This is a genomic window from Weeksella virosa DSM 16922 (assembly GCF_000189415.1).
In the GTDB taxonomy this organism is placed as follows: domain Bacteria; phylum Bacteroidota; class Bacteroidia; order Flavobacteriales; family Weeksellaceae; genus Weeksella; species Weeksella virosa.
In genome coordinates, this window is sequence record NC_015144.1 from 923,678 (window position 1) to 937,368 (window position 13,691).

The following is a 13,691-nucleotide window of genomic DNA, read 5'->3' on the forward strand; positions in this document are numbered from 1 at the left end:
AAATTAGACCGAAAAATTATTTATCGCATACTCTTTATCGTGATTCATGGCCTCTGTAAGCTCTTCTAAGGAATTGAACTTCTTTTCGTTACGAATAAAACCCATTATTTCTACACTTAAAATCTTGCCGTACAAATCGCCTTCAAAATCAAGAATATTTACTTCAACACGCAATTCACTATTATCCGTTACTGTCTCACGGTAACCGATGCTGAGCAAGCCCAAATGCAATTTCCCTTCTATCTGCACATGCACAACGTAGACGCCCGTCTTGGGAACCAACTTATAAGCCGGCAACTTCAGGTTGGCCGTAGGAAAACCGAGAGTTCGCCCCAATTTATCACCATGGATAACCTCGCCAGTAAGGGTAAAGTTATACCCCAAAGCGTTATTAGCGTATTCGATATCTCCCGTTTTTAGAGCCTTTCTAATTTTGGTTGAACTGATAGGAGTTTCGCCTTCACAAATCTCGTTAATCCGAACCACATTAAAACCGTATTCTTTAGAAAGTTCTGTCAATTGCTCAAAATTTCCTTCACGGTTTTTGCCAAAATGATGATCATATCCTATCACCAAGGTGTGAACATTTATTTTACCAATGAGGTAATCCACCACAAAATCTCTCGCACTTACTTGCGAAAACTCACGTGTAAAAGACTGTATAACAAAGTTATGCAAATCGTTCTGAGCTAATATTTCTTTTTTCTCGCTGAGAGTGGAAATTAGTTCCAAATCAAAATCGGGTTGTAAAACCAACCGAGGATGTGGATCAAAAGACATCAACACACTTTCACCGTTTACTTCTTTTGCAATGGTGTTCAACTGCTGTATAATTTTTTGATGCCCCTTATGTACCCCATCGTACATGCCCAAAGTGAGCACGGGATTTTGGATGTTTTGGCAGGCTTCTATGGAAGAGAAAACTTTCAATTTATTGTTTTTACAAATGTAAGCTGTTTAAACCTTTTTGGCAAAATGAAAAATAATTTGGATATATATGGTGCATATTATTGATAATTTAAATACAACAAAAAAAGTCTGAAATATTTTAAAGAGTGAGATTAAAAGATGTTGGGTATAATTTCACTTCTACACTTATTAGGGAGATTTCATTAACGCACAAGCATACAGAAATAGAGTACAAAAAACGCTTCACCTGATCGATATAGAACTTTTAGAGGAAAACTCTTAGGAAGTATACTCCTAACGATTGATGTGATTCAAACAAATAACCAAGAAAAATTGAAGAAAACTATGCCAATTATCAGAAAAAACTTCAGTCAATGATGAGTAACAGAGTCGAAAAAGAGCAAAAAAAGAAGTTTAGTAGAGCACTCTAGCTTATTTATGAGAAAAATCTTGTAAAGCGTGCTGTAAAATCGATTGATATACATTACCTTTGCACCCAAATATTTAAAACTAAATCATTCGAGATAATGGCAAATCAACAAAAAGGTAAAATTTCACAGGTGATTGGACCTGTTATCGACGTTATTTTTGATAACGCAGAAGACCTTCCAAAAATTTTCGATGCGTTAGAAGTTCCTCGTGATGGAAAAGAAGCGCTTATCTTAGAAGTTGAGCAACACATTGGTGAAGATACCGTACGTTGTATCGCAATGGACAGTTCAGACGGATTACAACGCGGACAAGAAGTTGTCGCTTTAGGTAAACCCATCATGGTACCGATTGGTGAATCAATCAATGGTCGAGTGTTTAATGTAGTGGGTGATGCTATCGATGGTTTAGGAAATCTTGACAAAGACAACGGATTGCCTATTCACCGTCCGGCTCCAAAATTCGAAGACCTCTCTACTTCTACCGAAGTATTATTTACGGGAATCAAAGTAATAGACCTTATCGAACCTTATGCAAAAGGTGGTAAAATTGGTTTATTCGGTGGTGCAGGTGTAGGGAAAACCGTTTTGATTCAAGAGTTGATTAACAATATCGCAAAAGGACATGGTGGTTTATCTGTATTTGCGGGTGTAGGTGAGCGTACCCGTGAAGGGAATGACTTATTGCGCGAGATGTTAGAGTCAGGAATTATTCGCTATGGTGATGATTTTATGCATTCTATGGAAGAAGGCGGATGGGATTTAGACAAAGTAGACAAAGAAGTAATGAAGGACTCGAAAGCAACTTTCGTTTTCGGGCAGATGAACGAACCTCCTGGAGCACGTGCTCGTGTAGCTTTAACAGGGTTAACCTTGGCAGAATATTTCCGTGATGGTGATGGTAAAGGACCAGGACGAGACGTATTGTTCTTCGTAGATAACATTTTCCGTTTTACCCAAGCAGGATCAGAAGTTTCAGCTCTATTAGGACGTATGCCTTCTGCAGTAGGATACCAACCTACCCTGGCAACAGAAATGGGTGCTATGCAAGAACGAATTACATCGACCAAAAACGGATCTATTACCTCTGTACAAGCTGTGTATGTACCTGCGGATGACTTAACTGACCCAGCTCCAGCTACCACATTCGCACACTTAGACGCAACCACAGTATTAGACCGTAAGATTGCTTCATTAGGTATTTACCCTGCTGTAGATCCACTAAATTCTACCTCACGTATTCTTACACCAGAAATCGTAGGAAAAGAACATTACGATACTGCACAACGTGTAAAAGAAATCTTACAACGATACAATGCTCTGCAAGACATTATCGCGATCTTGGGGATGGAAGAATTATCAGAAGAAGATAAGTTGGTAGTTCACCGTGCACGTCGTATCCAACGTTTCTTATCTCAACCGTTCCACGTGGCTGAGCAATTTACTGGTATCCCTGGTGTGTTGGTAGATATCAAAGATACCATTAAAGGATTCAACATGATTTTGGATGGTGAAGTTGACCAATATCCAGAAGCTGCCTTCAACCTACGCGGTACAATCGAAGAAGCAATCGAAGCAGGTGAGAAAATGTTAGCAGAAGCTAAATAACTAAGATAACACGAACAAATAGAATGAAGAGTACTTACGTTGTTCAAGACTAAGTACTCTTTATAAAAAAAAGAATATATGCGTTTACAAATAGTCACTCCAGAATATGTGGTTTTTGATGCTGAAGTAGATGTGGTTACTGTACCAGGGAAAGATGGTGAATTCCAGATCATGAAAGACCACGCTCCTATTGTTGCTACTCTAGGTGAAGGAACTATAAAAATAAAAGTACATTCGGATACGTTTAAAGATTTTGACAATGCTTCGGGGAAAGTATACAATTCTCCTGCAGATCAACATACGTATTTGTTCGATATCAAAGGAGGAATCCTAGAGATGAATAACAACTTTATCTCTGTATTAGCAAGCTAAAACCCTTGTTAATTTATCTAACAAAAAACACCGACTAAAAGATATTTAGTCGGTGTTTTTTTATCCACCCACGCCTCTTACATAAAAATATAATCGATTGGATATGCTTTTAGTTTCGCAAATGTATACACCTAAAATACTCAGAATCCTCATCTATACAAAAAAACCACTTTAACAAAAGTAAAGTGGTTTTATGATAATAGAAACGAAAAATCTTATCCTTCTGCTCCTTCTTCTTTAGGTGCATCAGTAGCCCCTTCTTCCTCATCTTCATCGTCATCTGCAACTGCATTACGAGAAGTTCTGATTGCTACAACTACTGAATTATCTGGGTGTGCAAATGTGTATTTATCGTTTTTCAATGATTCTACATATTTCTTAGCACCGATTCGCATTGATGTAATATCAATAACAACTTCGTCTGGTAAATTTGCTGGGATAGCTCTTACTTTCAGTTTACGCATATTGAAGCGTAAAACACCACCCGCAACAACACCACGCGCACGACCTACCAAACGTACAGGAACTTCGATAGTAATTTCTTTGTCGTCTTTTAATTGGTAAAAATCAGCATGCAAGATACGGTCAGTTACTGGGTGAAACTGAATGTCTTGCAAAATGGCATGTACTTTAGTTCCGTCATTGAGCTCAACATTTACAGTGTGTGCTTCTGGGGTATAAACCAAGCCTTTGAATGCTTTTTCATCAGCAGCAAAGTGAATTGTTTCCTGACCTCCATAAACAACACAAGGTACTTGTTCAGCATTACGTAAGGCACGAGTAGCAACTTTACCTACGCTTTCTCTTTTTACACCTTGGATTGTAATTGATTTCATAATATATAATAAATAATTAAAGTTTCTTTATCGAATCAATTAGATTATAAATTTAGAACTAATTGATTTATTGCTATGTACCATGTGCATCACATCGGCAAAAAGCGGTGCGCAAGATAACACTTTTATTTTAGATACAGAATTATTTTTTAATGGAATCGAATCGGTTACGGCAATTTCTGCCAATTGAGAGTTATTCAGACGCTCATACGCTTGCCCAGATAAAACAGGATGCGTTGCAATCGCTCGGACAGATAGGGCTCCTTTTTCCATTATTAAATCAGCAGCTTTGCAGAGTGTTCCTGCTGTGTCTATCATATCATCCACTAAAACTACATTCTTCCCTACTACATCTCCTATCAGCATCATATTTTCTACTTGGTTAGCAACTTTACGCTCTTTGTGGCAAATTACAATATCTGCATTGAAGTGTTTTGCATAATTCTGCGCTCTTTTTGCTCCTCCCATATCCGGAGATGCGATCGTGAGATTATCCAAATTCAGCCCACTTATGTAATCTACAAATAAGGTTGATGCATATAAGTGATCTACGGGTATCTCGAAAAAACCTTGAATTTGATCTGCGTGCAAATCCATCGTCATCACACGTGTCGCACCGGCAGCCTGTAACATTTTCGCCACTAATTTTGCTCCAATAGGTACACGAGGTGCATCTTTTCTATCTTGTCGCGCATATCCGTAATAGGGTATTACTACAGTAATGTTTTTGGCCGAAGCTCTTTTTGCAGCATCACACATTAATAATAACTCCATCAAATTATCACTCGGCTGAAAAGTTGAACCAATTAAGAATACGCGAGCTCCACGAATCGATTGTTCGAATGCTGGTTGATATTCACCGTCACTAAATTCAACAACTTTTAGTTTTCCTAATTCTTGCCCATAATATTCTGCAATGCGCACGGCTAAATGTTGCGATCCACGAGTGGTAAAAAGAAATGCTGATTGTTCCATTTTTGTTTCGTTTGTTTTTTTCTATGCAAATTTACTTTAAAGGATTTTTCCTTACCAATTTATTTTGATAATTATTTTGGCACAACCTTTGCAATATTTACAAAAGCATTAAGAAAAATGTTGTTTTTTTTAACACTCTCAATTATAATGCTTCAAAACACATTAGTAAATTTGCATAAATAATTAATTAATAATATAAATACGAAATCTATGAAAAAAGTAGTTTTATCATTAACACTACTCTTTGGATTGTTTACAACTTCATATGCTCAAGAGGATAATAACTCTGTTTATGTTGTTGAGGAAGGAGTAAATAATTTTAACAACCCATTGAATTATAACAAATGGTCTATCGAGTTCCAAGGAGGGGCTAACAAAGCAACAACGCCTTTTACTGATGGCTATTTTAATGAAACCCCAAGTTTTTACAATGCAAACTTTGGTATTCGCTATATGTTCAACCCTAAGTTTGGTTTGAAATTATCTGGTGGATACGACCGTCTAAAAGAAGGTAAAAACTCAAAACGCTTCCGTTCTAATTTTTACCGTGTAGACTTATCTGGTGTTGCAAACTTAGGTAGAATAATGAATTTTGAGACTTGGACAAATACTTTCGGACTATTGGGTCATGCAGGTGTTGGTTACGGTTTCATGAACAACGATGCTACAAAAGGAGACACTTCTGGTTTATTAGATGATCAAGACGAAATGGGTCTTGTATCTTTTGGGTTAACTCCTCAGATGAAATTATCTAACCGTGTTGTGCTTACAGGAGATTTATCTTATACCAAAACTATTCGTCAAAACACTGCATGGGATGGTCAATCATCTGATGCACACGCAAGAAGAGGTTTTGATGGAACACTATGGAATGCGACCTTAGGTCTTACATTCTACTTAGGTAAAAATGATATCCACGCTGACTGGGTAGCCGACGATACTTCTTTATTAGCTAACCGCGTTTCTGCAATCGAAGAAATGTTGAAAGATAGCGATGGGGATGGTGTTGCAGATTACTTAGATCTAGAACCAAACTCTGCACCAGGTGCTGTAGTAGATACAAGAGGACGCACAATTGACCATAACGGTAACGGTATTCCAGATGACATCGAAGAATACATCAAAAATAACCAAGGTAGCAATACAACAACCGTATTGGCAGACTCTGATTTGTTAGAACAATTGATCAATTCTGGTATTATCAATGTTTATTTTGACTATAACGTAGATCAACCATACGAAGCTTCTGTAGGAGGAATCAAATTCGTATCAGAATACTTGAAACGCAATCCAAACGTACAAATGGACGTAATCGGATATGCAGACCCTGTAGGATCTGACGGATTCAATAAAAACTTATCGCAAAGACGTGCAGAAAACGTTAAACGTATCTTGGTACAACAAGGTGCCAATGCAAATAACTTAAACGTTGTAGCAATGGGTGAAGATAAATCTTTCCAAAACTCAACTGTTTCTGCTCATCAATTAGCAAGACGCGTAATCTTTAAAATTAAAAAGTAATTTTTTAGAATAACCTCAATAAAAAAACCACATCAATTTGATGTGGTTTTTTTTGTTCTACTTACTTATCAAATAAAAAAGAGTGCCTTTTTACAAGCACTCTTTCTATTATATTTCTTTCTGCTATCGACAGACTATTATGCCGTGAACCGAAGAAGATTCTCTATTCTAGCTAGAGTTTCGTCTTTACCTAGCACTTCCATAATCACCGGCACATCAGGCCCTTGTAGTGCACCAACCAATGCCAAACGCAATGGCATTCCAATTTTACCAAAACCTATTTCTTGAGTACTCACAAAATCCTGCATCGCCGCATGCAAAGAAGTTTCATCAAAATTGGTGCTTTGTAAAACATTTTTAAAACTTTCTAAAATCGATTTCGAATCCTCTTTCCAAGCTTTTTTCAATGCTTTTTCATCATAACTAGTAGGGGTTTTGAAAAAGAACAATCCTTGCTCTACAATTTCATGAACAAAATTTGCACGGTTTTTCAGCAAATTAATTACTTTTATTTTCAACTCATCGGTAACCGAAAAAGAATGTTTTGCTAATACAGCATCGAACATTGGCAATAACTCTTCAGCAGATTTTTGCTGAATGTATTGATGATTAAACCAAACCGTTTTATCTGGCGAAAATCTTGCTCCTGATTTTGATACTTTTTCTAGCGTAAAAAGACTTACTAATTCTTCAAGAGAAAAAATCTCTTGATCAGTCCCAGGATTCCAACCCAACAAAGCCAACATATTAACAACAGCCTCGGGCAAATAACCTTCTTCTCGATAGCCTTTTGCAACACCCTCGGTTGTTTTCCACTCTAGCGGAAAAACCGGAAATCCATGTTTATCTCCATCGCGCTTGCTCAACTTTCCTTTACCTTCTGGCTTCAAAATCAAGGGTAAATGTGCAAAACGAGGTGTTTCCCAACCAAAAGCTTTGTACAGCAATTGGTGCAAAGCCATCGATGGCAACCATTCCTCACCACGTATTACGTGTGTAATTTTCATCAGATGATCATCTACTATATTGGCTAAATGGTATGTTGGCATTCCATCAGATTTGTACAAAACCTTGTCATCAAGTGTCGATGAGGCGATATGGATTTTACCACGGATCATATCATCCAATAGAATATTCTCATGAGGCTCTATCTTGAATCGAACGGTGTACGGTTCACCTGTCGCTAATTTTTCTTTCAATTCCTCTTCGCTCAATCCAAGAGAGTTATTCAATTTATCTCGGGTAGACCAATTGTATATAAAAGGTGACTTTGATTCTTCTCCTTTTGCACGCAAAGCATCTAATTCTTCGGCCGTATCGAATGCATAATAGGCTTTTCCATTTGCCAAAAGTTCATGGATATATTGGGTATAAATTTCTTTTCGTTCGGATTGAATATAAGGACCATATTCACCCCCAAAACCAACACCTTCATCCGGTAATAAATTCAACCATTTCAAGGATTCGATTATGTATTCTTCTGCACCTTCTACAAATCGTGCTTGATCAGTATCTTCTATTCGTAAAATAAATTTACCTTGATGATGCTTGGCAAATAAATAATTAAATAAGGCGGTTCTTACCCCTCCGATATGCAAAGGCCCGGTCGGACTTGGTGCAAAACGAACACGAACTTCTTTTGTCATAATTTACTAAATTTTCACAAAATTAAAACTTATCAGCAGATTTTGACCAGATTTGAAGTTTATTTTGAACAGCCAAAAAAAATATTGTACTTTTCTAGTCTAAAACCAAGAAGAAATGAAACTTTATAGCATAGAAACCGGAAATTTTAAATTAGATGGCGGTGCGATGTTTGGTATCGTACCAAAATCTATCTGGAATAAAACCAATCCTGCCGACGAACGAAACATGATAGAATTAGCCATGCGATGTCTTCTGATTGAAGATGGCGATCGGCTGATTTTGATTGACACCGGAATTGGAAACAAACAAGACGATAAATTTTTTGGTTATTATTATTTGTACGGTGAACAAAACCTAGACACTTCCCTTGCAAAACATGGATTTCATAGAGATGACATCACCGACGTTTTCCTTACACACCTCCATTTCGATCATTGTGGTGGCGCAATACAATGGAACAAAACCAAAACCCTATTAGAACCATCTTTTAAAAATGCAAAATTTTGGTCAAATGACAGTCATTGGGATTGGGCAGTAAACCCAAATCCGAGAGAAAAAGCATCGTTCCTCAAAGAAAACATTCTACCAATACAAGAAAGTGGACAATTAAATTTTATCGATCTACCTCAGAACACCAACCGAATACATAATTCTCCATTAGGTTTTGATATTCTTTTTGTCGATGGACATACCGAAAAACAAATGCTACCGATCATTACCTATAAAGGTAAAAAAATCGTATATGTTGCCGATCTTATCCCGACCGTAGGACACATTCCTCTGATCTACGTTATTGGTTTTGATACACGACCATTATTAACAGTAGAAGAAAAAGGAAAGTTTCTGAACGAAGCCGTCGAACAAGAATATTATCTATTTTTCGAACACGATCCCTATCACGAGCTAGCTACTCTTCAACAAACAGAAAAAGGAGTTCGACTGAAAGATACCTTTGGATTTGATGAAATTTTCCGATAAAAATACGATACCATAAAAACTTACTCATCACGGCGTACAAAAAATGCTTACCTTTGTATGTCATTATAACAAAAAAAGAAAGGTCATATGGGATGTGGATCATGCGGAACCAAAAATGGCCTCCCGAAAGGGTGTAACAATAATGGAGCTTGTGGCGTAGACGGTTGTGGAAAACTAACCGTTTTTGATTGGTTGAGCAATATGCAATTACCAAATGGTCAGAAGCCGTTTGAATTTGTTGAAATTCGATTCAAAAACGATCGAAAATTATATTATAAGAACGAAAACAACTTATCTCTTAGCATCGGCGATGTCGTTGCAGTAGAAGGTAATCCTGGTCACGATATCGGGGTTGTTACACTAACCGGAGAGCTGGTTCGAATACAAATGAAAAAAAAGCACCTATCTGTAGAAACAGAAGATGCGAAAAAAATATACAGAAAAGCCAACCAAAAAGATTTAGAGACTTGGCATTTATACCGCGAAAAAGAAACTCAGACCATGATAGATTCGCGTATAATAGCAAATAATCTTGGTCTAGAAATGAAGATTTGCGATGTAGAATACCAAGGAGATGGCAGCAAAGTAACCTTCTATTACACCGCAGAAGGCAGAGTCGACTTTCGTCAACTGATCAAAGAATATGCAAGCAGATTCGGTGTACGAATAGAAATGAAACAAATTGGATACCGACAAGAAGCAGCTAAAATTGGTGGTATTGGCTCTTGCGGACGAGAATTATGCTGTTCTACATGGTTGACAGACTTCCGATCTGTTAGCACAGCTGCTGCTCGATACCAGCAACTATCCATCAACTCACAAAAACTAGCTGGACAATGTGGGAAACTAAAATGCTGTTTAAATTTTGAGCTCGACACTTATCTAGATGCACTAACCGATATTCCTACCATAGACACTAAACTGCTTACTGTAAATGGTTTAGCAAACTGTGTAAAAGTAGATGTTTTCAAACGAGTAATGTGGTTTTCGTACGATACAGGAAGTGTTTTGTGGTACCGATTCCCAGTAGAAGATGTAAAAGAATTTATTCGATTAAATAAAGAAAATCAGAAAATAGATTCTTTGGAGGAATTGTCTAAAAACATCATGGAAACTAAACCGGTATTTACAGATGTGATAGAGGAAGACTCATTGGAACGTTTTGATCGTAAGAACAAAAGTCAGAACAAACGAAATCGCCAAAATAGGCAAAGAAACAGCAAAGAATCGAACCCAAAACAGTCGACGCAATCAACACGCCAGAGAAAACCTCAGAACCGTACTGCGACATCAGGCAAACAGCAAGTACCTTCTACCCCGTCTAAACCGGAAGAAGAAAACAAAACGTTGCACAAACAGCGAAGACGCAAGCCAGTTCCTGTAAAAAACAAAACAGAACAAAGAACCAATCCCATCAAAAAACAAGACGTACAGCCTACCAAGAAAAACACACATCAAGGGCAGAACACTGTACAACACGGGAAACAAGAGCAAAAATCAAAACCTAAAAAAAGATACAATCGTGGGCCACAAAACCGTAAAAAAGATTAGTTTTACTTTTTTGTTAGTTTTGATTTTCTTTAGTTGCGAATCGAAACATTACTACCAAGAAAACCAAGACCTAAGTGCTGGTTGGGCAAAAGATAGTATAAAGGAATTTTCTTTTCATGTAAAAGATTCTGTAGACATACATGCTAATTTGGCATTTCTCTTGAGAAACAAGACCGATTATGCATATAGTAATTTGTATCTTTTTACGACGATAAAAGATCCAAAAGGGCATGAAATGACAGACACATTGCAATATTATATTGCCATTCCCGATGGAAGTTGGATTGGGAAAGGCATACAAGCAAAAGAGCAATTACTTATTTTACGTGAAAACTTACCTCTGAAAGATACAGGAGTTTATAAAATACAGGTAAAACAAGGTATGCGTACCAATATTTTAAAAGGTCTTAAAGATATTAGCTTAATTGTTGATAAAACGAATAATTGATGGAACAAAAATCAACGACAAAAACATCTACCACAAACAAGAAGTCGGAAAACAATGGACGAATAGTAGGCCGTGTTATCAAATTTTTATGGCTCGGATTTTTTGCCATAGTTCTTGGAGTTATTGCTATTTTTTGGGCAACCTCGAATGGTTGGTTTGGTGAGATACCCAATGTACGTGATCTAGAAAATCCTGATATTTATATTTCATCGGATATAATTTCTTCTGATGGTGTACTACTCGATCGTTTCGAGACAGAAAGCCGAACCCCGATCTACTATAAAGATTTACCCCCTCACTTGGTCGATGCACTTTTAGCAAAAGAAGACATTCGGTTTTTCGAGCACTCTGGGATTGATGTTCGGGCTGCAATGCGTGCAGTAACTTCAGCTGGCGATTCAGGAGGAGGATCTACAATCACTCAACAACTTGCAAAACAATTGTACACCGTAAGCCCTTCGACAAACTTTGTGAAACGTGTTTTCCAGAAATTAAAAGAATGGGTAACATCTGTACAACTAGAAAAACTTTACACTAAAGAAGAAATCATTGCTATGTACTTTAATAAATTTGATTTTATTTATGGTGCAAAAGGAATCGAGTCTGCATCGAAAGTTTACTTCAATAAAAAAACCAAAGACCTCGATTTAGCAGAATCAGCAACCTTGGTTTCAATGTTTCAGAACCCTGTAGCATTCAACCCACTGAAATACCCCGACGTATCAAAAGACAAGCGCAATTTGGTAATTGATCAGATGGTAAAATACAATAAAATATCGAAAGAAGAAGGTGAAACAGTAAAAGCTTCTCCAGTAAAAACCGATCGCCAATTCATTACCCAACGAGACGAAACGTATTCTGCATACTTCAAAACTGCTTTACGAAAAGAAATCGAAGCTTGGCTAGAACAATACGAGAAAGAAACCGGAAAGCGATATAACTTAGACAAAGACGGTCTCAAGATTTATGTAACCTTAGACTCGAGAATGCAAAAAATGGCAGAGGCAGCAGTAAAAAAACATCTTACACATTTACAACAACAGTTTTTTGCAGAACAACGCGGACGGAAACTCGCACCCTTCTACGGAGTAAATGAACAAAAACGCAATAATATCTTCTTGCAAGCCATGCGCCGTACAGATTTATACAGATTAATGAAAGAGAACGGAAGCACTGAGGAAGAAATTATCAAACGATTCAACACCAAAAAAGATTCGATTAAATTCTTTACATGGGATGGAATAAAATACGAAAAAGGGAAAACCTTAATGGACTCCATCATCTATCACAAGCATATCTTGCAAGCTGGTCTAATGTCGATGGATCCTAAAGATGGTACAATCAAAGCTTGGGTTGGCGGAATAGACTGGGAATACTTCAAATTCGACCACGTGAAACAAGCGCGACGCCAAGTAGGATCTACCTTCAAACCATTTGTATATGCAACCGCAATCAACCAAATGGGATACACTCCATGTACTGTAATATCCAATGACCGGATCACAATTGGCGGTTGGTCACCAAGAAATGCAAATGGCCGATATGGTGGTTCACAAGATTTACGTACAGCACTCGCCTATTCTACCAACATGGTTTCGGTACGATTAATTCTCCAGACCGGAATCGACCCAGTAATCCAAATGTGTCGAGATTTAGGAGTTGTTTCTCCGATCATCAAAGATAATACAATTGCATTAGGGTCGACAGATCTCTCTGTATACGAAATGGTTGGCGCAATGAGTGCTTTTGCAAATGGAGGAATTTATATCAAACCAGAACTTATTTTACGAATAGAAGATCGACAAGGAAAAGTATTAAAAGACTTTTCTCAAACAACAAGAGAAGTTGTAAATGAACAAGTTGCATATACCATGATCGACATAATGAAAGGAGTTGTAGACCGAGGAACTGGTAGTTGGGTTAGAAGAAAATACGGCATTACCGCAGAGGTAGCCGGAAAAACCGGAACTTCAAATGACAACTCAGACGGTTGGTTTATGGGACTTACCCCAAATTTGGTTACCGGAGTTTGGGTTGGTGCAGAAGACCGATTCGCTCACTTTGGTAGCACTGCACTAGGACAAGGAGCCAATACAAGTTTACCGATTTGGTCGTATTATATGCAAAGCGTTTACAAAGAGGGAAATAAACTTGGCATTACTTCTGCCGATAAATTCGAAAAACCAGAAGGGTATGACAATGGATGCGAAAACTTCCATTCGTATAGCAACCTAAGTGCAGGTAGTTTTGATGACGACGAAGTAATCGAAGGAGGTGGTGATGACCCTAATTACAGACCATCGAAAAAAGTAGATCGTTCACCTGATCTTGACGAAGATGATGAAATCGATTTCAATCAATAACAAAAATCATAAATAAAATCTTTGCCTCTATTATCAGACAATAGGGGCTTTTTTT

11 protein-coding genes are annotated in these 13,691 nt (G+C 37.5%); 7 read left to right on the top strand and 4 right to left on the bottom strand.

Features of this window, described 5'->3' with window-relative positions; genetic code table 11:
• Window positions 1-3: 3 nt before the first annotated feature.
• Window positions 4-930: a bifunctional riboflavin kinase/FAD synthetase gene (locus WEEVI_RS04510; protein ID WP_013597980.1), complete on the bottom strand. Its 927-nt coding sequence runs from the start codon at window positions 928-930 to the stop codon at window positions 4-6.
• Between the two features lie 506 nt (window positions 931-1,436).
• Between WEEVI_RS04510 and atpD the strand changes: the two genes are divergently transcribed.
• Both atpD and WEEVI_RS04520 read left to right on the top strand, forming a co-directional pair.
• Entirely contained in the window at window positions 1,437-2,945 is a 1,509-nt protein-coding gene (atpD, locus tag WEEVI_RS04515) for a F0F1 ATP synthase subunit beta (protein ID WP_013597981.1), read from the top strand.
• Between the two features lie 78 nt (window positions 2,946-3,023).
• Complete coding sequence (locus WEEVI_RS04520) at window positions 3,024-3,317, top strand: F0F1 ATP synthase subunit delta/epsilon (protein WP_013597982.1); 294 nt, start codon at window positions 3,024-3,026, stop codon at window positions 3,315-3,317.
• A 215-nt stretch (window positions 3,318-3,532) separates the two neighbouring features.
• Here WEEVI_RS04520 and WEEVI_RS04525 read toward each other — a convergent pair whose 3' ends face one another.
• Together WEEVI_RS04525 and WEEVI_RS04530 are read right to left on the bottom strand one after the other, a co-directional pair.
• The gene (locus tag WEEVI_RS04525; protein ID WP_013597983.1) at window positions 3,533-4,153 is read right to left on the bottom strand and encodes a 50S ribosomal protein L25/general stress protein Ctc; all 621 of its coding nucleotides are present in this window, start codon (window positions 4,151-4,153) and stop codon (window positions 3,533-3,535) included.
• Window positions 4,154-4,192: 39 nt separating this feature from the next.
• On the bottom strand, window positions 4,193-5,128 hold the full coding sequence (locus tag WEEVI_RS04530; RefSeq protein ID WP_013597984.1) for a ribose-phosphate pyrophosphokinase: 936 nt from the start codon (window positions 5,126-5,128) through the stop codon (window positions 4,193-4,195).
• Window positions 5,129-5,338: 210 nt separating this feature from the next.
• Here WEEVI_RS04530 and WEEVI_RS04535 point away from each other — a divergent pair, with 210 nt between their 5' ends.
• Complete coding sequence (locus WEEVI_RS04535; protein ID WP_013597985.1) at window positions 5,339-6,649, top strand: OmpA family protein; 1,311 nt, start codon at window positions 5,339-5,341, stop codon at window positions 6,647-6,649.
• Window positions 6,650-6,786: 137 nt separating this feature from the next.
• On the opposite strand, the gene gltX is transcribed toward WEEVI_RS04535, so the two are convergent.
• Entirely contained in the window at window positions 6,787-8,295 is a 1,509-nt protein-coding gene (gltX, locus tag WEEVI_RS04540; protein ID WP_013597986.1) for a glutamate--tRNA ligase, read from the bottom strand.
• 115 nt (window positions 8,296-8,410) lie between these two features.
• Between gltX and WEEVI_RS04545 the strand changes: the two genes are divergently transcribed.
• The 4 genes from WEEVI_RS04545 to WEEVI_RS04560 all read left to right on the top strand — a co-directional run bounded on the left by WEEVI_RS04545 (window position 8,411) and on the right by WEEVI_RS04560 (window position 13,636).
• A complete protein-coding gene (locus tag WEEVI_RS04545) occupies window positions 8,411-9,274 on the top strand; it encodes an MBL fold metallo-hydrolase (RefSeq protein WP_013597987.1) in 864 nt (287 codons plus the stop codon).
• Between the two features lie 87 nt (window positions 9,275-9,361).
• Window positions 9,362-10,825, top strand: a complete 1,464-nt coding sequence (locus tag WEEVI_RS04550; RefSeq protein WP_013597988.1) for a PSP1 domain-containing protein — start codon at window positions 9,362-9,364, stop codon at window positions 10,823-10,825.
• Complete coding sequence (locus WEEVI_RS04555) at window positions 10,797-11,273, top strand: gliding motility lipoprotein GldH (RefSeq protein WP_013597989.1); 477 nt, start codon at window positions 10,797-10,799, stop codon at window positions 11,271-11,273. Before WEEVI_RS04550 ends, WEEVI_RS04555 begins: the two co-directional genes overlap by 29 nt.
• Window positions 11,273-13,636: a transglycosylase domain-containing protein gene (locus WEEVI_RS04560; protein WP_013597990.1), complete on the top strand. Its 2,364-nt coding sequence runs from the start codon at window positions 11,273-11,275 to the stop codon at window positions 13,634-13,636. The genes WEEVI_RS04555 and WEEVI_RS04560 overlap by 1 nt, the downstream gene beginning before the upstream one ends.
• The last annotated feature ends 55 nt before the right edge of the window (window positions 13,637-13,691 follow it).